Source organism: Streptococcus sp. FSL E2-3494, assembly GCF_038007085.1.
In the GTDB taxonomy this organism is placed as follows: domain Bacteria; phylum Bacillota; class Bacilli; order Lactobacillales; family Streptococcaceae; genus Streptococcus; species Streptococcus thermophilus.
In genome coordinates this window covers 1248424-1270449 of the sequence record NZ_JBBOWN010000001.1, presented here as the reverse complement: position 1 = coordinate 1270449, position 22026 = coordinate 1248424, and the positions used below count along the sequence as shown (strand labels likewise).

Sequence of the window (22026 nt, the reverse complement as noted above, 5' to 3'; positions counted from 1 at the left end):
GAGGATTTTAAAATTTACCTTCTCAAAGTGACGTATAGAGAATGGCACCACTAATCCAACATATAAAACATTGGAAGAAATTGCCGCTGCAACCAATACTAGATTAGTTGTTGACTTTGTTCCAATAAAGAACTAGTTTTTGTATACACTCAAAAAGCTCTATAATCTCTATAGTGGTTTTACCTACTACAGAAATCATAGAGTCTTTTTTATATTATACCCTTATTAGAGAACAACATCATACCTTAACTACAGCACAAAAGTTAGACATCGAAAGTCTAACTTTTGTGGTGTCTTTATTTTCTATTTGTTTAGCCAACAGCAATTACAATAATGCTTTCAAAAATTAGAAGTAAGATAGCTAAAAAACTTTCTTTATTCATAGAAATTAACCTCCTATCTCACTATATGATATAATACTTTTAAGTTTATCTGGGAAATTCTCGTATATGCAAAAGAGGTGCTTTTTATGAAAGATTATGGAAAATTATTTAAGAAATTTAGAGAGTCTAGGGGATTAGTCTTAAAAGATATCGCAAAGTTAGGCGTATCAGTATCTCATATTTCCCGCTTTGAACGTGAAAATACAGATTTGACAATTAGTAAGTTTATGTCAGCTTTAAATGCGATAAATATGCCTATTGATGAGTTTATGTATGCAGCAAACGACTTTCAGAGAGATGAGTTTAATGAAATCTTAGAAAAGATTAGTTTATTTGTTTCAGCAAGGAACGTGTCAGGTATGGAAAAGTTATTAATCTCTCAAGTAGAAAAAATCGAAAAGCATGAGACTTTTTATACTCTAAATACTATTTTAATAAAAATTCGTTTACAGGACTTATCAGACAAAAGTTACTATGATGAATCTGATATCCAATATTTATCAGACTACCTATTCTCTGTAGAATATTGGGGTTGTTACGAACTACTGTTATTTGCGAATACTGTAGATGTATTGAATCATCAAACAATGATGCTTTTATCAAGAGAAATGTGTAAACGTTCAGAATTTTACAAGGATTTACCAAACTACCGAAGGTTACACTCAACAATGCTATTAAATTGTTATATCATAAGTATTGAAAGAGATGAGTATATTGATGCGTTGTATTTTGAAAAACAGTTAAATCATAGTTGTTTTACGGAAACTGAGATTTACGAGAAATTAGTGTTTCATTATTCAAAAAATTTATATGAATTAAAGAAGAATAGGAGCAATAAAGCTATTCTAGAAATGAAGAAGTGTATTACTGCAATGAAGCTGGCTAATAGTGAGAATTTAGCTATAAAATTTGAAAATCATTTATCTGGAGTGTTAAAAATGTAGTTGGATTTGTGTATATGGTATAAATTATCAGTGTCAAAATTAAATGATATATTATTGATATGAGAATTATTAAATTTCCTGAACAGATTTCAGAAGATATCATTCATTATACGTTTCTAGATGATATTATCTCTTATAATTGTGAAAAGTGTAGAGGATCTTGTTGTCATGTGAATAATTCTTTATTACTTGATGCAAAGACAGCAAGTTTTCTAAAACGCACGTATCTTAAAGATTTTATTGTTAGTGATGATAGTGTTTCATTGTTGAGTTGTGGTAAAAAGTGCTGGTTTCATTCTGAATTGGGTTGTACGATAAATGATTTAGGCTTGAACAAGCCATTAACTTGTGAATTATATCCTTTTCATATTAAGAAAATTCAGAACTTCTATATTGTTTCTTTTACTCCTTGTCCGACATTTCAACTGAACCTTGGTGAGGGGCAGAGGTACAAGGATATAGAGGATGTAGTTTTACGATATATTAAAACTGGGGTGCCAGTTTTTAGTCCGTCTTTGCATGTTTCAGAGGAAAGGCTGAAATATGAGATTGAGTATCAAAACAATTTTAAAAACACTTTATCAGAGTATTATCGAACAAAGACTGCCGATGGCACTACAGAGTTTAAAGAATATGAAAAATGGTATATATATTATTTAGATTTTAGATGGGGAAGTATACCCTTATCTTATACAAGTTCACAAGCAAATCAATTTTGGAATCTTTACAAGAGAGTTTGTGAAGATGTTTATAAAAAAATATCATATATACGAACAGATAACATATACTTTATTATTGCAAATCAGTTTAATAAGATAATTTCAAAGCATTTTCAGCTAAATTTTATAGATAAAGAATGATTTCTATGATTTGTTATGGGTACTTATTGATTCTTAAATAAATAATGGAGGATATTACGATGCAAGTTAGTGATGCTATTGCACAAATTGAATTAGCAGAAGAAGAAGTTGTTTCTAGCGGTCTATCTATTGACATTATGGAAATTAAACCTTCTGTTGCTACAGAGTTGATTGATGGACTCAAAGGTCGTTGCCCACCGTCTGTCTAATAGAACTGATTGTAGGATTAGAGTCTATTTCTAATCCTTTGGTTTTTATATTAATATTTTTGGAAGATTGCAGGGAATTAATATGACGAGCAATGTTTACTCGATTTTTTTTAATTGGTACAATAAGCAAGGAATACTCAGGAATAATAGGAATAATAAACTATTTTCATTAAATTTAGCTACATTTTTAGCTTTAAAATTTATGTACCAATTTTCATTGAAAAAGTTTTCTGATTCAAAGAGTCAGGTAATAAAAAATGTTATAGATTTTCTAAATAACAATGAAATATCACTCTCTAAGACCAACACTAAAATTGTTGAATTTTCAACGAAAATACCATTAAAAGTGATACAGATTGAGGTCACGAACAAATGTAACCTAAGATGTATGCATTGTTATTTACCTGATTATTCAAAGGAGCTCGATAGAAAGAAAATTTCAAGTATAGTATATGAAGCTAAGCAGCTAGGAGTAATGGATGTTGATTTCACTGGAGGCGAACCATTATTATTACAGGGATTAAGTGAAATTATCGAGGAAGTATTAAAAGAGGGAATGTGTACAACAATTTTTACAAATGCTGTATATATTCCTGAAGATTTTAAAATATTGATTCAAAGATATGATGGTATAAGACTAAAAGTTAGTTTAGATGGTTGGAATGAAACAATACATGATTCAATTAGAGGAAGAGGTACATTTAAGAGAACAATTAAGAATATTGAATATTTTAGGAGTTTAGGAGTACCTGTTACTGTTAATGTTGTTTTGAATAACAAGAATATTAGTGGAGTGAAGTATTTTTTGGAGTTGTTTGATCGATTAGATGTGAAATATGCTTTTGATAGGTTTTTACCTTTTGAAAGGAATAATCGACTATCAATTAGTGATGAAGAATTCAATAATGCTATTTTGTGTATTCCCAATATTCAAGCAAATTGTAATAATATATCCGAATCCACATTTGAATCATTTTATTGTGGTGCTGGCAATTCTTATGTGTTTATAAATTCGTCAGGTGATGTTGGATTTTGTCCGACATTATCCTCCACTAAATTTTGTGGAGGTAACATTAATGAAAAGACTTTAAATGATATTTGGATTAATTCGAAGTTCTTCAATCATATTCGAAATGTACGATGTAAGTATTATAATGAATGCCCTGCAAATTATGTTTGTCAAGGTGGGTGTAGAAGTCGAGCTCAGTTTTTCGGAGGTTCTATTGGGAGTCCCGATATACAGGAGTGCAAGTTAGCATATAATTTAACTGGGATTAAGCCAAAGTCAATGAGTTTATGAAAATATTATCTATTATTTATGATGGTGGAAGTAGAATTCCAGGAGCGAGATTTGCTCCCACAAAATATTATCAAGAAGCGATGTTATATGATAGGAAAGATTCTGATATAATTACAATTAATTTAGGTAATCAAGATTTATTTTCTATTGATTTAGAAAGTCTAAGTCGAACTATTGCTGAATCTAAAGTTCAGATTGCTTTAGGAGGAGATCATTCAGTTACTTATCTATTAGCAAAGGCCACTGTTCGAGAGGGAGCATATTTAATTGTTTTAGATGCTCATTTAGATTACTTCAAAGACTTTGAAAGTGTTGTAAAAAATTGGAATTTTTTAAGTTTTTTAACCGATATTTTTGAAAAAATAATTATCATTGGGGAAAGGAATTTTGAGTTTCCTAGTTCATTTGATAATAAAATAATCATCCTCTCAATGGAGGAGTATTGGTTAAATAAGAGTAGAGTTTTGAAAAAGTTAGATAGTTATATTGATGAGTCAAAAGATATTTACTTATCAATAGACATTGATGTTTTGGATCCATCTGTTTTTGATTCAGTATCATATCCTATTATTGGAGGATTTCAAATGAACGATTTTCTTGGAATAATTTCCAAAATTTTATGTTCTGATAAGGTATATTTTTGTGATATAGTTGAGTACAATCCGATGGTTGGAAGTGATAATGCTCACATTTTTTACCAAATGATTCAATTTGTTAAATCAAAATTAAGGAGGATATAGGAAATATTGAAAATAAAAAAATATGCAGCATTGAGTATTTATTTTAATCGTTTCTCATCGTTAATCTCAGAGTATGGTTATACTATCTTGATCAACATTCTATTGTCTAGAATTTCTGTGCAATTAGTTATGTATTTTTGGGTGGTAAAGTGTTTAGCTGCAATAGTTACAAATAGGATTAATATCTCAAATAGTAAACTGAGCAGAAAATACCTGCTTATTCTGTTAGAAATTACAAAGGCAATCTTACTTTTCTTACTAGGTTTTGGATTAAACCATATAATTGTCCTATTAGTTGTATTCATAATTGAGGTTGTCAATGTATTGTTTTCCAGTTTATTATATAGTTGTGTACCAATTATTATAGACAAGGATTCATTGATTAAGTTTAACGCTAGGTATACAAGCATTGGTTCAGTATCTTATTTTTTAGCACCGTTGTTTGTTGGTTTATTTATTAATAAAAGTCACTTTTTATTGTTTACAGTTTATGCTCTTCTTTTGATAGTGGGAGCTACTAGTCTTTTATTTTTACCAAATATTTCGACTTTAAATTTGAAAGAAGAAAGAAAAAAACAAAATTTAAACATTACATTATTTAACATTCTGAGATCCAAAAAAATTGCATTAGTTCTATTATCTGGAGTTATTGTGGGATCAATTGGAGTTGTTTATGATACTTATGAAGTTGTTTATTTAACAAAGTATCTCGGTATTAGTGATTCTATGTATTCCTTTTCCTTATCATTTTTAGCAGTTTCATTCTTAGTAATGAGCTTCCTTCTTAGCTTCGTGAAACAAATAAGTTCTCATATGAAAGCTTTCGCCTTAGGTCTTTCATTTTATGTTCTATATCTACTTTTATTTAGTACATCTTCGAACATTTATACAGTACTAATGAGTTATGTTTTTCTAGCGATAGGTCAGACAATGATGGGGATAATCGAAACCAATTATTTTCAGTTGTCACTTAACATGAAAGAATTACAGAAACTATATATTTACTCGGAGACCTTACATTCTGTATTTTCAGGCATTGCTGTTTTAGTAATAGGAAGTTTTGCCTTTTTAAGTAGTCATCTTGTTTTAGTTTTCAGAAGTCTTGCTGTTTTTGCTCTGTTTATTCTTCTGTGTTATTGTGTGTTTGTAAACCTCAAAAAACTAAGCATTGATAAGTAATATTTATAAATCAGAAAACAAGCAAATGAGATAGTTAATTTATAAAGTAGACAAACGCTATTTTGAGTGTTTGTCTTTTTTAGTCACCTAGTCTGCCTTTTTTCACAAGATTGTCTGAAAACTGTGCTATAATGATAACAGAATTGTGAATTGATGAAAGTTTGTGAAAAAACGAGCAGACTTTGACACTTTGTGACTTATACTTGAAAGGAAAGTTGGCTCTACCATTTTAGGGCTAGAAGGACTGTGTTCATGTCAGAAGAAAAGCAATTGTATGGTGCAGATTTAGTGGTTGATAGTTTGATCAACCATGATGTTGAGTATGTCTTTGGGATTCCAGGCGCAAAAATCGATAGGGTTTTTGATACCTTGGAAGATAAGGGACCTGAATTGATTGTTGCCCGTCATGAGCAAAATGCTGCTTTTATGGCTCAAGGTGTTGGACGTATTACTGGGAAACCAGGTGTAGTATTGGGAACATCTGGTCCAGGTGTCTCCAATTTGGCTACTGGTTTGGTAACAGCGACGGATGAAGGAGACCCTGTTCTTGCTATTGGTGGTCAGGTTAAGCGTGCAGATCTCTTGAAACGTGCCCACCAATCAATGAATAACGTTGCTATGCTTGAGCCAATTACCAAATATGCTGCTGAAGTACATGATGCTAACACCCTTTCTGAAACGGTTGCTAATGCCTATCGTCACGCTAAGTCAGGGAAACCAGGTGCAAGCTTCATTTCAATTCCTCAAGACGTGACGGATGCTCCGGTCAGTGTTAAGGCTATTAAGCCTATGACAGATCCAAAACTTGGTTCAGCATCTGTTTCTGATATTAACTATCTAGCACAAGCCATTAAAAATGCAGTGTTGCCAGTCTTTCTTTTGGGAAATGGTGCCTCATCAGAAGCCGTAACTTACTCTATTCGCCAAATTTTGAAGCATGTTAAATTGCCAGTTGTTGAAACTTTCCAAGGTGCCGGTATCGTGTCACGTGACCTTGAAGAAGATACTTTCTTTGGTCGTGTAGGTCTTTTCCGTAACCAACCCGGAGACATGTTGCTTAAAAAATCCGACTTAGTTATTGCCATTGGTTATGACCCAATCGAATATGAAGCACGTAACTGGAATGCTGAAATTTCAGCACGTATCATCGTTATTGATGTTGAGCCGGCCGAGGTGGACACTTACTTCCAACCGGAACGTGAATTGATTGGTAATGTAGAAGCGAGCTTAAACTTGCTTTTGCCCGCTATTCAAGGTTATAAATTGCCTGAAGGTTCGGTTGAATATCTTAAAGGTTTGAAAAACAATGTTGTTGAGGATGTTAAGTTTGACCGTCAGCCTGATGAAGGTACGGTGCATCCGCTAGATTTAATCGAAGTTTTGCAAGAACAAACAGATGATGATATGACTGTTACGGTTGATGTTGGTAGTCACTATATTTGGATGGCACGTTATTTCAAATCGTATGAACCACGTCATTTGCTTTTCTCAAATGGGATGCAAACGCTAGGTGTTGCTCTTCCATGGGCTATCTCTGCAGCTTTGGTTCGTCCTAAGACAAAAGTGATTTCTGTTTCTGGTGATGGTGGTTTCCTCTTCTCAGCACAAGAATTGGAAACAGCAGTTCGTTTGAAATTGCCAATTGTCCATATTATCTGGAACGATGGTCATTACAATATGGTGGAATTCCAGGAAGAAATGAAGTACGGTCGTTCATCTGGGGTTGACTTTGGTCCTGTAGATTTTGTAAAATATGCTGAGAGCTTTGGAGCCAAAGGTTATCGTGCAACAAGTAAAGCAGCGTTTGCTAGCTTGCTTCAAGAGGCTTTGACTCAGGCTGTAGATGGACCAGTCCTTATTGATGTTCCAATTGACTATAAAGATAACATTAAACTCGGCGAAACTATTTTGCCAGATGAATTTTACTAAAAAGAGGGTGTAGACATGTCTGAAGCCATAAAATTATTTCAATATAATACTTTGGGAGCCTTGATGGCTGGGCTTTATGGAGGTACTTTAACCGTTGGAGAGTTGTTAGAGCATGGAGACTTGGGTCTCGGAACATTAGATTCTATCGATGGTGAGTTGATTGTTCTTGACGGTAAAGCCTATCAAGCTAAAGGCTCTGAAGGTAAAGTCGAAGTGGTAGAAGTTTCTCCAGATGAAAAAGTTCCCTATGCAGCAGTCGTACCTCACCAAGCTGAAGTTATCTTCCGTCAACGTTTTGAAATGACTGATAAAGAACTTGAGGATCGTATTGAATCTTACTATGATGGGGTTAATCTCTTCCGTTCCATCAAGATTAAAGGGCATTTTAAGCACATGCATGTCCGCATGATACCTAAGTCTACTCCTGATACGAAATTTGCTGAAGTTGCGACTCATCAACCAGAGTATGAATCTGATAATATTTCAGGTACAATCGTTGGTATCTGGACACCTGAAATGTTCCACGGTGTGAGTGTTGCTGGTTACCATCTCCATTTTATTTCAGATGACTTGACATTCGGTGGTCACGTTATGGATTTTGTTATCGAGAATGGTATTATTGAAGTTGGACCAGTTGACCAACTCGATCAACGCTTCCCAGTTCAAGACCGTCAATATCTCTTTGCTAAATTCAATGTTGATGAAATGCGTAAAGATATTACTAAGGCTGAATAAGCATATAAATAAGATACTGTCTCTTTGTCAACTGTAGTGGGTGACGAAAAGCTAACATCTAGAGAGGACCGGATAGGTCCTCTTTTTATGTATGTTCAGTGTGATGAAGACACGTTTCTTAAAGTTGATGAAGTTTCTAAAACCGAAGCCCAAGCGTTTAATGTCTTTAATTAACTTATTAGTCGCTTCAAGTTTTGCGTTTGAATAGTCTGTTTCTAGTGCATTTTGGATGTATTGCTTGTGTCTAAGAAAAGTCCTAAAGACCGTTTGAAAATAGTGATTGACCTTGCTTCTATTTTCCTCTATCAGGTCAAAGAACTCACCTACTCTCTTCTCCTGAAAGTGAAAAAGCAAAAGCTGATAAAGTGTATAGTAGTCAGTAAGCTCTTTTGAAAAGACTAGTGTCTTCTTAACAACTTCATGTGGTGCTAAAGTTTGGCGGAAAGTCTTTGAATAAAAAGAGTTGAGAGATAACTTACAGCTGTCCTTTTGGAAGAGTCGCCAGTGATTTTTCAAGGCTCGATAGGGTAGTGACTTTTTATCGAATTGGTTCATAATTGCAATTCTTGTCTTTAAAAAGGCACGTCCAAGGTGCTGGATGATGTGGAAACGATCAAGAACGATTTTTGCGTTTGGAAAGAGCTTGCGAGCCAGTGGAATATAAGCTCCAGACATATCCATCGTGATAAACTGTACCTGTTGTCGGACTTTCAATGGATACTTCAAAAAGTAGTTTCGTATAGTAGTTTGGCGGCGATTATCAAGGATGGTTATGAGTTCGTTTGTCTCATAATTCTGCGCCACAAAAGCCAATTCCCCTTTCTTGAACCCAAACTCATCCCAGGACATAACAGCAGGGAGTTTGTCATAATGTTCCTTGAAAGTAAACTGATCAAGCTTACGATAGACAGTGGACGTCGACACGCGAAGTCTTCTTGCAATATCAGTTAGTGACACTTTCTCAGTTAGGAGTTGTGTAACTTTTTGTCGGACTAGATTGGAGATTTGGCAGTTTTTCTCAACGATAGATGTCTCAGCTACCGTGACACTTCTACAATTTTTACACTGGAAACGACGTTTTTTCAGACGTAGTAGAGTTGGTGTTCCCGCTTGCTCGAGAAGAGGGATTTTAGAAGGCTTTTGAAAATCGTACTTGATCATCTTTCCATGGCAATGAGGACATGATGGTGCAGGGTAATCGAGTTTTGCTTGAATCTCGATACGAGTATCAGTTTCAAAAACAAGTGAAATCTTGATATTTTGGTCTTTAATTCCGATTAATTCTGTGGTATTCTTAATAAGCCTCATGAGTTTTTCCTAATGATGGTTTGGTTGCTTTTCATTATAGTTCTTATGGGACTTTTTGTGTACACTCAAAAAGCTCTATAATCTCTACAGTAGTTTTACCCACTACAGAAATTATAGAGCCAAGATACTCCCCTATTCGACATAGGGGAGTATCTTGTTTTAAAACGACGAAGTGGTCCTAACTCTTCCGTTTTATTTATTAAGTTATAGCATATCTCACTCAACAGATTTTAGAGCCTCGAGCATATTGACTTTCTTAAGGTGTTGGTTCACAAAGATACCCAGAACCTGTCAGAATGATAATGATTACTAGTGTTGGAACAGCGTAGATGAGCCAGCCAAGATTTGGATTGAACATAATATTTTCAGGCGTGATAACATCTACCATGTATTGATGCAGTCCCAAACCAAGTCCGAATTCAACCAAGATACCAATGATAGAAAGATAAATTGTTTCTCGATAGATGTAGAGCGTCACTTCTTTATTAAAGAAACCTAGAACCTTAATGGTTGATAATTCGCGGATACGCTCTGCCACATTGATATTCGTTAAATTGAAGAGAACAACAAAAGCAAGAAGAATAGAAACACCAATCAAAACTCCCATAACACGGCTAAGTGAGTTGACGATGGTCTTAATTTGTGCCTTTAGAGTAGTATTTTGGACATCCCCTTTTACACCATCAAGAGACATAAATCGACTGGCTGTTTGCTCAACATTTTTGTCTGAATGATCTTTTAGTGTAAGTATCGTAGCATTTTGGCTAGCCTCTTTTCCGAAAGCATCCTTATAAGTAGATTCGTTCATAAAGATGAAGTGCCCCATGTACATCTCAGAAATACCAGAAACTTTGAGTTTGATGTCTTTGTCCTGGCTATTTTGAACGGTTACTTCATCACCTACAGAAATACCAGCTAGGTCCGCCAATTTCTCTGAGATAATAATGCCTTTTTCAGTCAAATCAAGCTTCTGACCAGTTTCACGATGATTGAGTTTGATGTAATTTTGAAGTGTTTTTTGATCTTTATCATTGACAACAAGTGTTGTGATATCTTGACGATCGTTATTACTTCCTACATCTAACAGGTGCTACGGACGGTATCGGTAAGCATCTAGCAAAGAAACCGTCTAGTGAAGGCTATCATATCATCCTCCACGGTCGCAATCCTCAAAAGCTGGAATTGGCTACTCAGGAGGTTCGGGCAGTCTCCTTGAGAGGCAGAGTGTCTAGCTACTTGGCTGATTTTTCAAAATTAGATAATGTTTATCGATTTGTGGAGGAAATCAAGCGAGACTTTCAAAGGATTGATATCTTATTTAACAATGCAGGTCTGTATGCAGGGAAAGAGCGAAAAGCGAGTGGTGAAAATGTCGAACTAACTTTCATGTTATCCGTTCTGGTTCCCTATATTTTTATAACAGAGCTAATCCCCTTGTTAGAAAAATTGCCTGATGGCCTTGTTATCAATACCTCTTCCTATATGCACCATTTTGCGAAAGTGAAGGATTTGGACTTTGGCTTTGAGAAAGAATACAATCCCGGTTTGGCCTACAATAATTCCAAGCTCTACACCATTTGGATGACACGCTATCTAGCAAGAGATTTCTTTTTAAAAGGTTCAAATACCACTATTAATGCCTACCATCCCGGCTTGATTTTAACCAACTTAGGGAATAATTCTAGTGATAAAAAGACGGAAAAGTCTCTCTTCGGACGCTTGATGAAGTCTCTTTCAAAAGATTTAGATCAGGGAATCGAAACAGGCTATTATCTCACCTTATCAGAGGAAGTCAGTGGCTTGACTGGCTACTACTTTGATGAAAAGAAAGTCAAGTCGGTATCTGAAAAAGGCTACTCATTTGAAAAAGCACAGAAATTAATGAATTACTGCCAAGAAAAGGTCAAAATGTTTAAAGAAAAGCAGAATGTTTAATATCATAAATATAAGAAAAAAGCTCAAGTTTTCATTAATAAAACTTGATCTTTTCTTATACAAGAGTTAATAAAATCGTAATTACCAGAGCGATTCCGATCCGAATCAGGTAGTGGGCTACTAGATGGAAATTTCCTTTATGCTTGCCATTCCAATAGGCTCCGTAGCAAATCAAGCTAACTCCGATCAGCCAAAGGAATAAAGCAACAATTGGCAAAAGGAAGTAAAGGATGAGAGAAGGTCGCAAGGTTGCTTCCGATAAGGAGAAGCCGATTTCCTAGAGTATTCTTGTGCTTTCTTAATTCTGAAAGACTGGCCATTAAATGAAGAAGAGCAAAAGCAAGGGATAAGAAAGCTGTGAAAATACCAAGAAGAATGAGGAGGAGCATAGTTTTCCTTTCTATGATACATGATGTAAAGTCGCACCTTAGTTAGAAGCGACGTTTAAAATCTCCAAATAAAACTGGACTACTTCCTGCTCGCTGTAGGACTTGCCTTTTTTCAACCACCAGGTCAGGGTTTCAATGAAGTTGGTTACAACCAGGTGCTTGAGATATGAGTGAGGAATGTTGGGGTGTGATTGAATCAGTTCATCAGCTACCATTGGATAGACGTCATGTTCCAGTTCTTTTCGCAGCTGCCGGATAAAATAATCGTTTTTTGAAAGCAAGAGACTGGTTACATGGTCTTGATTTTTCTTGAAATGTTGAAAGATATGGGCCAGGTAGTCTTGTGGAGAGAGGTATTGAGTACGCTCAAACAAATGGTGAAAGAGCTTTTGGCAGAGCTCATCCAGTAGTAACTCTTTGCTCTCATAATGGCTGTAAAAGGTCGAACGCCCCACATCAGCCAAGTCAATAATCTCCTGAACGGTGATGGCCTCATAATCTTTTTGGTTAAGTAAGTACAAGAAAGCTTGATAGATGGCTTTTCTAGTCTTGGTAATGCGACGATCTTGTGCAGTCATATGGACACTATGAACAAACTGTTCAGTAACGTACACAGCGAACGGTTTGCCCCTATCCTTTCTGTTGGTAGTATTGGATAATAGATATTGAATATGATGTTCGTGAATCTATTATACCAAAGGAAGGTAAAAAATGAGTTCAAAATATGCAGTCTGGTTGGCTTTTTTCTTGAATCTAAGCTTTGCCATTGTTGAGTTTATTGCAGGGGGAATCTTTGTTTCCAGTGCTGTTCTCGCTGACTCTGTCCATGACTTGGGGGATGCTCTAGCCATTGGCCTCTCGGCCTTTCTAGAAACAATCTCCAATCGTGAAGAAGATAGTCGCTATACCCTAGGCTACAAGCGTTTTAGCTTATTAGGGGCTTTGGTAACGGCAGTCATTCTGATGACAGGGTCTGGTATGGTGATTTTAGAAAATGTAAGCAAGCTTTTCCACCCACAACCCGTCAATGACGAAGGGCTTCTTTGGTTGGGAATTATTGCTATCAGTGTCAATCTGCTGGCGAGTCTGGTCATTCGTAAGGGTCAGACCAAGAATGAGTCTATTCTCAGCCTGCATTTTTTGGAAGATACCTTAGGTTGGTTGGCTGTCATCCTGATGGCCATTGTCCTCCGATTTACGGACTGGTATATCCTAGATCCCCTCTTGTCTCTTGCTATTTCCTTCTTTATTCTGTCCAAAGCCATTCCACGTTTTTGGAGCACGCTCAAGATTTTCCTGGATGCTGTGCCAGAAGGGGTAGATATCAAGCAAGTTAAGAATGACTTAGAGCAGTTGGATAATGTTGCTAGTATCAATCAGCTTAATCTTTGGACCATGGACGGCTTGGAGAAAAATGCTATTGTCCATGTTTGTCTGGAGCATGTCAAACATATCGAGGTCTGTAAAGAGTCTATCCGAGACTTGCTCAAAGAGAGTGGCTTTCAAAATGTCACCATCGAAGTTGATGAAGACTTGGCAACCCACCAAGCTCACAAGCGAAATATCGAAGAGCTAGAAGCAGAAAGTGAGCAGCAACACCATCATTAAGGTTTGTTTTTAAACTCTTAGAGTCTACCTTTAAGAGTTATTTTGATACCAAGTTCCCTAAAGTGATCCTTTTCATGATAAAATAGAACAAATGTAGAACAAGGATTAATTATGAGTAAGAGAGCTGTGTTGATGATGACCTTTGGGTCACCAGAAGAGATTACCTATGAAGGAGTAGCGGAGTTTTTCACGAATATACGGCGTGGTGTTCGTCCTGAACCACATGAAATTCAGACTTTACATGACAATTACCTCCGAATTGGTGGAACTCCACTCCAAAGGATAACCAGAGAAGAAGTTGATTTGGTTGCTTCTGCTCTTGGAGAACAAGTGTCGGTTTACTTTGCCAATAAATTTTCACGACCTTTCATTACAGATGTGATTACACAGATGGAGAATGACGGAATTGAAGAATGTTTGTGCTTGATTTTAGAGCCCCATTATTCTTACTATTCTGTCATGTTTAACAATGCAGGTCTGTATGCAGGGAAAGAGCGAAAAGCGAGTGGTGAAAATGTCGAAGGATATGAGAAATTTTTAGAAAGTGAGCATATTAGGTTCCAAATTATCAAGGACTGGTACTGCGAACCTTCTCTTCTTCACTATTGGGCTGATGAAATCCGGAAGATTTTAGATCAGATTGGAGACGACAGTTATAAGGTGATTTTTTCAGCTCACAGTGTCCCAGTTTTGGCACTAGATTTTGGTGACCCTTATATCGACCAGATTTATGATAATAGTCGCTTAATTGCGGAGGATTTAGGACTTAGGGAAGAGCAGTACACTAATACTTGGCAGAGTGAGAGTGATATAGGTATTCCTTGGATTAAGCCTGATGTCTTAGAATATCTACGAGATTAGCGTGAACACCCAGACCACTATATTTTTGTCCCTATTGTCTTTATTAGTGAGCATATTGAGGTTCTTTTTGATAATGATGTGGGAATGTAAGGAACTTTGCCAAGAGCTAGGTGTAGCCTATCACAGACCTCCCATGCCAAATAGCGATCCTCGTTTAATCAAGGCCCTTCTTTCAGCTATTCAGTCTCATATAGACGGTGACTATAGTTACTATCAACCTCAGCTTGAGACCTTTGATGAGCTGGAAACTCCTTCTAGCACAGGTCAGATTTTGGATGAGGAAAAGGATATTCAAATGCCCGATTTCGTCAAGAAATTGATTGTTAAAAAAGGTCGAGAAAATGTCAAGATGCCATATCTAGTTAAGAAAATGCTTGAAAAGAAGTATGGAAAAAATATGATTAGTTGCTATTGTTTGAAAGTAATTTGGAGGGCATGATGTGAACTAAAGCTTGCCTAAAAGTATATACTAACTATAACTAAAGAAATAGAGGTAGATATATGAAATCAGCAGTTTATACCAAAGCTGGACAAGTGGGGCTGGCAGAAATTGATCGCCCGCAAATCGTGGTAGCAGATGATGCCATTATCAAGATAGTACGTACTTGCGTTTGTGGATCTGACCTTTGGAGTTACCGTAATCCGGAAATGGAAGAGGGACATAGAATAGTGGTCATGAGGCTATCGGAATTGTCGAAGAAGTTGGCGAGCAAGTTACTACGGTAAAACCAGGAGACTTTGTCATTGCACCTTTCACACATGGGTGTGGTCAGTGTGATGCTTGTCGAGCTGGTTTTGACGGCTCTTGTGATAACCACTCAGGTAATAACTGGTCTGGGGGCGTGCAGGCTGAGTATATCCGTTTCCACTTTGCCAACTGGGCCCTTGTCAAAATTCTTGGGCAACCTTCAGATTATAGCGAAGGCATGCTCAAGTCACTTTTGACACTTGCTGATGTTATGCCGACGGGTTACCATGCTGCGCGTGTGGCTAATGTACAAAAGGGTGATAAGGTTGTCGTTATCGGAGATGGGGCTGTTGGTCAATGTGCTGTCATTGCATCTAAGATGCGTGGAGCTTCTCAAATTGTCCTTATGAGCCGTCACGAAGATCGTCAAAAGATGGCTTTGGAGTCAGGTGCGATTGCGGTTGTAGCTGAGCGTGGCGAAAAAGGCATTGACAAAGTCCGTGAAATCCTCGGGGGAGGAGCAGATGCAGCTCTCGAATGTGTCGGTACTGAAGCAGCAGTAGAACAAGCTCTTGGTGTCCTCCATAACGGTGGTCGTATGGGATTTGTCGGTGTGCCTCATTATAATAACCGTTCCCTTGGTTCGACCTTTGCCCAAAATATTTTAGTGGCGGGAGGGGTAGCCTCTGTCACAACCTATGATAAACAAGTTTTGTTAAAAGCTGTTCTTGATGGCGACATCAATCCAGGCCGAGTCTTTACGACAAGTTATAAATTGGAAGATATTAATCAGGCTTATAAAGATATGGATGAACGCAAGTCTATTAAATCTATGATTGTTTTAAATTAGTTAAGTTATACAAAAGCCTTGGTAATGCAAGAGAGCTGTGTTTCCAAGCCTTTTTATATGTTGCAAAGGAGAAAAAAATGATTACAGTCGAAAGGGCTAGTCACACAGACCTTTATGACCAGGTGAACGTGATTCCGTTTGAAGAGATGGATCGTTTCATTAAGGAAAACATGTAAGATGAATGAGTTCGTAATCAGTATTGCAAGTAAAAAAGTTAGGATTATTTAGCTCTTACATAAAGCAAATCAGAAAGGTATATATGAAGAAAAAACTCTTATTTTCAATCTTTTAGCAATACTTGGTCTTGTTTGTGTAGGTGGTTGGTATTTTATTTCCCAAAACCAAGCGTAGGCCGTAAAAGCAGAAGCAAGAAAAACATTTATTCAATCAAGCCGTCCAACCATCTTTTTCCATGGTTGGGAGCTCAAGCAGTCATGCGGAAAGACACATGGCTAATGCAGCTAAAAAATCTGGCGTGACCCAAACCATTATCGAAGCCAATGTGGCTGAAGATGGGACCGTTACTCTGAAAGGGACTGTTCAAAAAGATGCGGTCAATCCGATTGTCCTAGTCAATTTTGACAATAATTGAGGGGCCAGCACTCAGGACCAGCGCAACTATGCCTACGCTGTCGTCAAAGCTCTCCAGGATACCTACGGAATCACTGAGATGAACATGGTTGGTCACTCCTACGGCAATATAGCTATCGTCTATTATATGCTCTAGTATGGCAGTGATACCAGTCTTCCTAAACTAGTCAAACATGTGGATATCCCCGGTCACTTTAACGGGATTATCGGCATGGATGAACCGGAAGAAAACTCTCTAGATGGCGAAGGAAAACCAACTAGCATGACCGAGTCATATGGGGAGCTCTTGTCTCTTGGAGACAACTATCCTCAAGGACAAGTTGAAGTCCTCAACATCTATGGCAATACAGGTAAAGAGAGTGATGAGCGCGTGACCAATCTATCCAGTCAATCCCTAGCCTATCTGCTTAAAGGTCATGTCAAATCCTACCAAGAAAAGAAAATCACAGGTCTTAACGGCCAACACAGTAAACTCCATGAAACAACCTTGGTCGATAAGCCTCTAAATGCTTTCTTGTGGGGAAAATGAGTTGATAAGAATATAAAAAAATCTAGTAGAGGCTGTCTACTAGATTTTTTTAATACAATGATTGGGTTGGCAGAGAAGAGAAGTAAAAGAACGAATCCAATTTCATCTGACATTTCATGTAAAGAATGTTAAATAAAGATAAGATAATGTAATCGTTTACTTTTGTTTCTCATAATATTTACAGCCTTGTTTTTGATGGAGTTCAGAAAGATGAAGTCTAGTGATTATAACAAGGTCAGAGGAGTTATTGTCGAGAATTGTAATAAAGTGGGTCTGCATGGTAAGGTTACTATCACTAAATTATATTGGACAGCCTTAGAAATACCAACTTACCACGTAACTTATACCTATTCTGATAAAACTAACGATGACCAGAAAGTAGTATTAGAGAAAATACGGCTATTCATGAAGAAGGATCAAGTGACTCTTATGGCAATGTTCCAGAATATAAGGAATCGTTTTTGAAGCAGAAATCTGTCCAAAAGGTTGAGAAGGAAATTAAAAAACAATTGAAGAAACAAAAACTCGGTCTTCCTATTAGTTCATTTAGTTTTCTATCTAACTTCAGTCATGATGAAAAGGAGAAAAATCTGGATACCTTATCCTCAGACAATCTCAAAGAAGGTAAGAAGGACTTTGCAGGTTACTATCAAATTTCATACCAAACCTTGATTGATAAAGAGTTGATTGAGATGGTCATTTATATCGATGAAAAGATAACAGTCAAATCACAAGATATGAAAGATGCGGCTAAAAAGTTAGATGCTAGTGATCTTCCGAATGGTGAATATAATTTCTTTTATTCCAATACCAAGGATGAGAATCAAGATTAAATCAGTTATTCTTTTAAAGTAAAAGATGGGAAAGTCGTTTTTTATGAGGATGAGAATCTAGTACTAGAAGATGATGATTAAAGGTGAGGAGATGAAGAAAAGTTATAAATTCTATTTATTTGTTATTATCAAGAATCTTCATTCTCACAATCCTTTTAAAAACTGGATAGGAGAGATTATTTCAGAGTATCGTGCATAGGTTCTTAACATCAGAAGATTTCGTGAGACAATAAAAGATGATTGAAATAATCTTTCTTGAATAGAACACAAATAAGACATGTTTCTGACTAAAACAGATTCATGTCTTTTTTAGGTGTTATGATTTAATCATCTATTTTTCTTGATTATAAGCTAATAGATTTTATGAAATCATATAATCAGTTTAAATTTTTGATATAATAATTCTTAAAACTTAGGAGGCAACAGATGATACATAAACATGAAATCCCAATTTTAGAGTTTGATGATAGTCCTCAGGCTGTGATTATGCCGACACATGAGGACTTGGATTTAGACTTGCCGGCTAGGTGTATTTACGCTTTTTTAGAAGAAGAGATTGAACGCTATGCGAACGCTGTTGAGGCTGATAAAGTTGGAGAGTTTGTCTCCGCGACCAAAACTTATCCTATATTTGTTATGACTTACAATGGGGAGGAGATTTGCTTGGCTCAAGCTCCAGTTGGATCAGCTGCAGCTGCACAATTTCTTGATTGGTTAATTGGTTATGGCGTAAAACAAATCATTTCAACTGGAACTTGTGGCGTTTTGGTAAACATGAAGGAAAATGTTTTTTTGATTCCTACTAGAGCGTTGAGGGATGAAGGAGCGAGTTACCACTATGTTGCGCCATCCCGCTATATAGACATGAATAAACAAGCTCTGGAAGCTATTGAGAAAACTTTAAAACAAAAGAAAATCCCCTATGAAGAGGTCATGACCTGGTCGACAGATGGTTTTTATAGAGAAACACCAGATAAGGTTTCCTATCGTATTGAAGAGGGCTGTAGTGTTGTAGAGATGGAATGTTCTGCACTTGCAGCAGTTGCTCAACTTCGAGGAGCTATTTGGGGATTACTACTCTTTACGGCAGATTCCCTTGTAGATATTGACAATTACGATCAACGAGATTGGGGCTCAGAGGCTTTTGATAAGGCTTTAGAGCTTTGTCTGGATATCATTGTCCAGATGTAATCCTAATTCAATAGAAAAAAGAGCATGACTATATAATCGTGCTCTTTTTAGATGTAAGTTATTATTTCAAAATATCCCAAAGTTCTTGGGTAGTCTCAGCTACAAAATCTGGATTTTCAGCTAATAAGGTTTCGTTAGTCCCGAATCCCCAGGTAACCGCTATTGTTTTGATGCCAACTGTTTTTCCACCAATCAAATCAAACTTGGTATCACCAACAATGACAGAACTGTCCTTATTCGCATTATTTTCAGTGATAGCACGCTGCAAGACGTCAGCCTTGTGGAAAGCAGTAGGTGTGGCCCCATAGATACCGTCAAAAAACTCAGTGATGCCAAGGTACTCGCACATTTCCAGAGCGGTAGGCTCATTTTTGGAAGTCGTAATATAGATTTTCTTATTTGGATCGTGACTCAGCTTTTCTAGAACCTCTTTTATACCGTCGTAGAGGTGAGCTTCAAACTGTCCTTTGGTCTCATAATAGTCACGATAAATTTTGACAGCTTGGGCAGCACCTTCTTCGCTAATTTCTTCTTTGAATGTCACTTCTAGAGGTGGTCCCATAAAGGTTCGAATTTTTTGGTCGCTAGGAACAGGTAGGCCCAGTCTTTCAAAGGTTTGGACAAAACCATTGTGGATGCCCTCGGAACTATCTATAAGAGTACCATCAAGGTCGAAGAAAATGTGTGTAAATGTCATATGATTCTCCAATACAATGTTATTTGTTTATTATATCATGATAGGACAAAATGCAAAGTCAAACAATATAAGTCAGACTTTCAAAGAGAAGACGATTGTGCTTGATTTTGATAGGGTGGAGTTGAAAAAAAGCTTCCAAACATATCGTTATCCTCGACCACCTCTATGGTGAAATTTTAGACCCATTAGATATAACTCCTATAAGGGGTGAGACAACCGGTCAAACTGGAAGTCAAGATTTTTCAACCCTTTTTAAGAAACAATACAAGAATAAAAAAGTGATTTCAGTGGGTTGGCAGGAAAATCCAGATTTAGAAAAGATTGTTGAGTTAGAACCTGATTTAATCCTTATGACAGGAGAGCGAAAGGATCTTTATGAAGATTTGTCTGAGATTGCACCAACTGTTGGCTATTTATAGCAACACAAATGAAAAGCAGACATCTTTGACAAACGTGATGAAATGAAGAAAGATCTCGATAGAGTTGATGCTAAGGAGGCTGTTTTTGCGGAAAATGTCAAAGCTAAATTTAGCTTCCAAAAACTTATGTATTTGAGCGTGACTGTCAATGAAATCCGTTACTATACTTACGGGCATCTTGGTTACCTGTATGATATTTATAAGTTCAATCGTGCGAAACCTATAATCCAGATGATATGTTCCAACTTAAAAACTCACCTATCTGGAGTAAGCTTAAAGCTGTTCAAAATAATAAGGCTATCTATGCAGATTATTTAACTTATATGCTTGGATTTAGCATTGTGTCGCAAGAAATAATTATGAAACAAATAGCTGATGAATGGGGATTGAATTAAACTAAAAAGGGATCTAGCTGACAAACAAACGTCTGGTGTGTTTCTCAAAGAAAAATAGAGCTGAATAGTCATAGGAATCCAAAGCAATGGTTCACAATCAGACCCAGAAATAAGACCAGCCAAGAAGGGACTTGTCATATAGAGTAGGACACAGCAATAATGGACCAAATGATAGAGACAAGGCATGACTGTTTCGACCCTTCAACAATACGTTTAAACTGTTGGGCTCCGAAATTCTGTGAGGTGAAGGTCGTCACCCAGCAGCAAGGGAGGTAAGGGTAGAACCGCAAAGGACATAATTCGTCTTGCTGCCACCTGAGCACTAATGATGAGAGGGCAGAAGCCATTAATGGCGTACTGTAAGGTCACAGTTCCAATAGAAACAATGGAATTCATGAGGCCCATGGCCATTCCTTGTCCAAAAAGGTCCAGATAAAGGCTTGAATCAAGAACAAAGTCAGACTTATGTAGTAGGAGAAAGGTCACCTTTTTCTTAATATAGTAAAGACAGACCCTGTGAGATAATAGTCGCTAAGCCTGCTGATTGTACGCCAAGATGGAGCTATGTAATAAAAAAGTCTAAAATGATATTAACTAAGGCTGAAAAAATCAGGAAATAGAGAGCTGTGAGGCTATCCCCAACCGCCCTAAGAAGCCCTGCGCACAGATTATAACCCAAGCTTACCCCAACACAAGACACAATCATAGAAATATACTGGTAGGACTGTCTAATGATAGAACTAGGAGTTCCTAAAAAGTTAGCAAAGGATAAAGACCAAAATGCCCTAAAAACATAACTAAGACACTTAAGCCTAGACCAATAACAAGTGTGGCAGCTACAGATTGACGAAGCTTATCATATTTTTGCGCACCATAATAACGTGCAATAACAACCCCCATACCATTTTCCAACACCAAGGGCAAATCCCGATTACCAAATCAAAAATAGAAGAGGAAGCCCCAACAGCAGCCCAGGCATCAGGTCCTATAAATCGTCCCACAATCATGACATCAGCAGTATTGTAGAGCTGCTGGAAAATATTAGAAACTAGAGTAGGCAGAGCAAAGATTAAAAGAGACCTCAAAATTGGGCCTCGTAAAAGATCAACTGACGAATTTTTTATAGTACTATTATAACAAGAGAGTAACTGTGAAACAATAATAAAAAGTCACCCTAGGATGACTTTTTCATAGACTTTAGATAGCGGTTGAGCTTTTGTGACATATGGATATAACCGGCCGCAATCATTGGAAGCTGTAAGTAAATATAGGGAGGAGTGTACTGGCTCTTGGTCTCAGAAATGAGATGGAATAGAAGCCCTCCAAAAAATAGAATGAGGAAAGAAAATGTCAAAAAATTCAAGGTTCAATGAAGATTTTAGTTATATCATGTTGATTATAAGTCTACTAACAGTCTTTTCTTTGCTCTTTGTAAAACTTATAGACTTAGTAG

At 36.7% G+C, this 22026-nt stretch carries 17 protein-coding genes and 7 pseudogenes; 16 read left to right on the top strand and 8 right to left on the bottom strand.

Going from position 1 to position 22026, the window contains the following annotated elements:
- Positions 1-469 precede the first annotated feature (469 nt).
- The 8 genes from NST05_RS06570 (at position 470) to budA (ending at position 8279) form a co-directional block, all read left to right on the top strand.
- Positions 470-1327 (top strand): Rgg/GadR/MutR family transcriptional regulator, encoded by an 858-nt coding sequence (locus tag NST05_RS06570; protein ID WP_084828782.1) that lies wholly within the window; start codon positions 470-472, stop codon positions 1325-1327.
- A gap of 59 nt (positions 1328-1386) precedes the next feature.
- A complete protein-coding gene (locus tag NST05_RS06565; RefSeq protein ID WP_084828783.1) occupies positions 1387-2187 on the top strand; it encodes a Fe-S oxidoreductase in 801 nt (266 codons plus the stop codon).
- A 59-nt stretch (positions 2188-2246) separates the two neighbouring features.
- The gene (locus tag NST05_RS06560; RefSeq protein WP_002947897.1) at positions 2247-2396 is read left to right on the top strand and encodes a KGR family RaS-RiPP peptide; all 150 of its coding nucleotides are present in this window, start codon (positions 2247-2249) and stop codon (positions 2394-2396) included.
- Positions 2397-2478: 82 nt separating this feature from the next.
- Positions 2479-3696, top strand: a complete 1218-nt coding sequence (locus NST05_RS06555) for a radical SAM/SPASM domain-containing protein (RefSeq protein WP_014727516.1) — start codon at positions 2479-2481, stop codon at positions 3694-3696.
- The gene (locus NST05_RS06550; protein WP_011225905.1) at positions 3693-4436 is read left to right on the top strand and encodes an arginase family protein; all 744 of its coding nucleotides are present in this window, start codon (positions 3693-3695) and stop codon (positions 4434-4436) included. The genes NST05_RS06555 and NST05_RS06550 overlap by 4 nt, the downstream gene beginning before the upstream one ends.
- Positions 4437-4442: 6 nt before the next feature.
- Entirely contained in the window at positions 4443-5615 is a 1173-nt protein-coding gene (locus NST05_RS06545; RefSeq protein ID WP_084828784.1) for an MFS transporter, read from the top strand.
- Positions 5616-5867: 252 nt separating this feature from the next.
- Positions 5868-7544 (top strand): acetolactate synthase AlsS, encoded by a 1677-nt coding sequence (gene alsS, locus NST05_RS06540; protein ID WP_084828785.1) that lies wholly within the window; start codon positions 5868-5870, stop codon positions 7542-7544.
- Positions 7545-7559: 15 nt separating this feature from the next.
- Complete coding sequence (budA, locus tag NST05_RS06535) at positions 7560-8279, top strand: acetolactate decarboxylase (protein ID WP_084828786.1); 720 nt, start codon at positions 7560-7562, stop codon at positions 8277-8279.
- A gap of 58 nt (positions 8280-8337) precedes the next feature.
- Here budA and NST05_RS06530 read toward each other — a convergent pair.
- Both NST05_RS06530 and NST05_RS06525 read right to left on the bottom strand, forming a co-directional pair.
- Positions 8338-9587 (bottom strand): annotated as a pseudogene (locus NST05_RS06530) (ISL3 family transposase).
- 256 nt (positions 9588-9843) lie between these two features.
- Positions 9844-10548 (bottom strand): ABC transporter permease, encoded by a 705-nt coding sequence (locus NST05_RS06525; RefSeq protein WP_252989159.1) that lies wholly within the window; start codon positions 10546-10548, stop codon positions 9844-9846.
- Positions 10549-10667: 119 nt separating this feature from the next.
- On the opposite strand from NST05_RS06525, the pseudogene NST05_RS06520 reads away from it, so the two are divergent.
- Positions 10668-11522: pseudogene (locus tag NST05_RS06520) on the top strand (SDR family NAD(P)-dependent oxidoreductase); the annotation flags it as partial.
- Positions 11523-11577: 55 nt separating this feature from the next.
- On the opposite strand, the pseudogene NST05_RS06515 reads toward NST05_RS06520, so the two are convergent.
- Together NST05_RS06515 and NST05_RS06510 are read right to left on the bottom strand one after the other, a co-directional pair.
- Positions 11578-11911 (bottom strand): annotated as a pseudogene (locus NST05_RS06515) (glucuronide permease).
- 38 nt (positions 11912-11949) lie between these two features.
- Positions 11950-12489, bottom strand: a complete 540-nt coding sequence (locus NST05_RS06510; RefSeq protein WP_002944663.1) for a TetR/AcrR family transcriptional regulator — start codon at positions 12487-12489, stop codon at positions 11950-11952.
- A gap of 133 nt (positions 12490-12622) precedes the next feature.
- Here NST05_RS06510 and NST05_RS06505 point away from each other — a divergent pair, with 133 nt between their 5' ends.
- The 6 genes and pseudogenes from NST05_RS06505 (at position 12623) to NST05_RS06480 (ending at position 19062) form a co-directional block, all read left to right on the top strand.
- Positions 12623-13519 (top strand): cation diffusion facilitator family transporter, encoded by an 897-nt coding sequence (locus NST05_RS06505; RefSeq protein WP_065973155.1) that lies wholly within the window; start codon positions 12623-12625, stop codon positions 13517-13519.
- A gap of 111 nt (positions 13520-13630) precedes the next feature.
- Positions 13631-14819, top strand: a pseudogene (gene hemH / locus NST05_RS06500) (ferrochelatase).
- 62 nt (positions 14820-14881) lie between these two features.
- Positions 14882-15918, top strand: a pseudogene (locus NST05_RS06495) (alcohol dehydrogenase catalytic domain-containing protein).
- A gap of 412 nt (positions 15919-16330) precedes the next feature.
- Positions 16331-17038 (top strand): annotated as a pseudogene (locus tag NST05_RS06490) (alpha/beta hydrolase).
- 461 nt (positions 17039-17499) lie between these two features.
- Positions 17500-17871: a hypothetical protein gene (locus NST05_RS06485; protein WP_084828791.1), complete on the top strand. Its 372-nt coding sequence runs from the start codon at positions 17500-17502 to the stop codon at positions 17869-17871.
- A 426-nt stretch (positions 17872-18297) separates the two neighbouring features.
- Positions 18298-19062: a nucleoside phosphorylase gene (locus tag NST05_RS06480; RefSeq protein WP_084828792.1), complete on the top strand. Its 765-nt coding sequence runs from the start codon at positions 18298-18300 to the stop codon at positions 19060-19062.
- Between the two features lie 61 nt (positions 19063-19123).
- Here the strand turns inward: NST05_RS06480 and NST05_RS06475 are convergent, their stop codons facing one another.
- Positions 19124-19759, bottom strand: coding sequence for an HAD hydrolase-like protein (locus NST05_RS06475; protein WP_011681099.1), 636 nt, complete (start codon positions 19757-19759; stop codon positions 19124-19126).
- A 143-nt stretch (positions 19760-19902) separates the two neighbouring features.
- Here NST05_RS06475 and NST05_RS06470 point away from each other — a divergent pair, with 143 nt between their 5' ends.
- Positions 19903-20178 (top strand): ABC transporter substrate-binding protein, encoded by a 276-nt coding sequence (locus tag NST05_RS06470; protein WP_223899659.1) that lies wholly within the window; start codon positions 19903-19905, stop codon positions 20176-20178.
- A 608-nt stretch (positions 20179-20786) separates the two neighbouring features.
- Here the strand turns inward: NST05_RS06470 and NST05_RS06465 are convergent.
- The 3 genes and pseudogenes from NST05_RS06465 to NST05_RS06455 all read right to left on the bottom strand — a co-directional run bounded on the left by NST05_RS06465 (position 20787) and on the right by NST05_RS06455 (position 21580).
- Positions 20787-21059, bottom strand: a complete 273-nt coding sequence (locus NST05_RS06465; RefSeq protein WP_232694069.1) for a hypothetical protein — start codon at positions 21057-21059, stop codon at positions 20787-20789.
- Between the two features lie 76 nt (positions 21060-21135).
- A pseudogene (locus NST05_RS06460) lies at positions 21136-21473 on the bottom strand (MATE family efflux transporter).
- Positions 21410-21580, bottom strand: coding sequence for a hypothetical protein (locus NST05_RS06455; RefSeq protein WP_263405624.1), 171 nt, complete (start codon positions 21578-21580; stop codon positions 21410-21412). The pseudogene NST05_RS06460 and the gene NST05_RS06455 overlap by 64 nt, the downstream one beginning before the upstream one ends.
- Positions 21581-22026: the final 446 nt, after the last annotated feature.

What these genes read in the sequence shown, in the direction of transcription:
- budA (WP_084828786.1), top strand. Translation starts at nt 7,560, where the DNA reads ATGTCTGAAGCCATAAAATTATTTCAATATAATACTTTGGGAGCCTTG.
- NST05_RS06510 (WP_002944663.1), bottom strand. Translation starts at nt 12,489, where the DNA reads ATGACTGCACAAGATCGTCGCATTACCAAGACTAGAAAAGCCATCTAT.
- alsS (WP_084828785.1), top strand. Translation starts at nt 5,868, where the DNA reads ATGTCAGAAGAAAAGCAATTGTATGGTGCAGATTTAGTGGTTGATAGT.
- NST05_RS06570 (WP_084828782.1), top strand. Translation starts at nt 470, where the DNA reads ATGAAAGATTATGGAAAATTATTTAAGAAATTTAGAGAGTCTAGGGGA.
- NST05_RS06560 (WP_002947897.1), top strand. Translation starts at nt 2,247, where the DNA reads ATGCAAGTTAGTGATGCTATTGCACAAATTGAATTAGCAGAAGAAGAA.
- NST05_RS06475 (WP_011681099.1), bottom strand. Translation starts at nt 19,759, where the DNA reads ATGACATTTACACACATTTTCTTCGACCTTGATGGTACTCTTATAGAT.
- NST05_RS06455 (WP_263405624.1), bottom strand. Translation starts at nt 21,580, where the DNA reads ATGATTGTGGGACGATTTATAGGACCTGATGCCTGGGCTGCTGTTGGG.
- NST05_RS06555 (WP_014727516.1), top strand. Translation starts at nt 2,479, where the DNA reads ATGACGAGCAATGTTTACTCGATTTTTTTTAATTGGTACAATAAGCAA.
- NST05_RS06480 (WP_084828792.1), top strand. Translation starts at nt 18,298, where the DNA reads ATGATACATAAACATGAAATCCCAATTTTAGAGTTTGATGATAGTCCT.
- NST05_RS06505 (WP_065973155.1), top strand. Translation starts at nt 12,623, where the DNA reads ATGAGTTCAAAATATGCAGTCTGGTTGGCTTTTTTCTTGAATCTAAGC.
- NST05_RS06565 (WP_084828783.1), top strand. Translation starts at nt 1,387, where the DNA reads ATGAGAATTATTAAATTTCCTGAACAGATTTCAGAAGATATCATTCAT.
- NST05_RS06550 (WP_011225905.1), top strand. Translation starts at nt 3,693, where the DNA reads ATGAAAATATTATCTATTATTTATGATGGTGGAAGTAGAATTCCAGGA.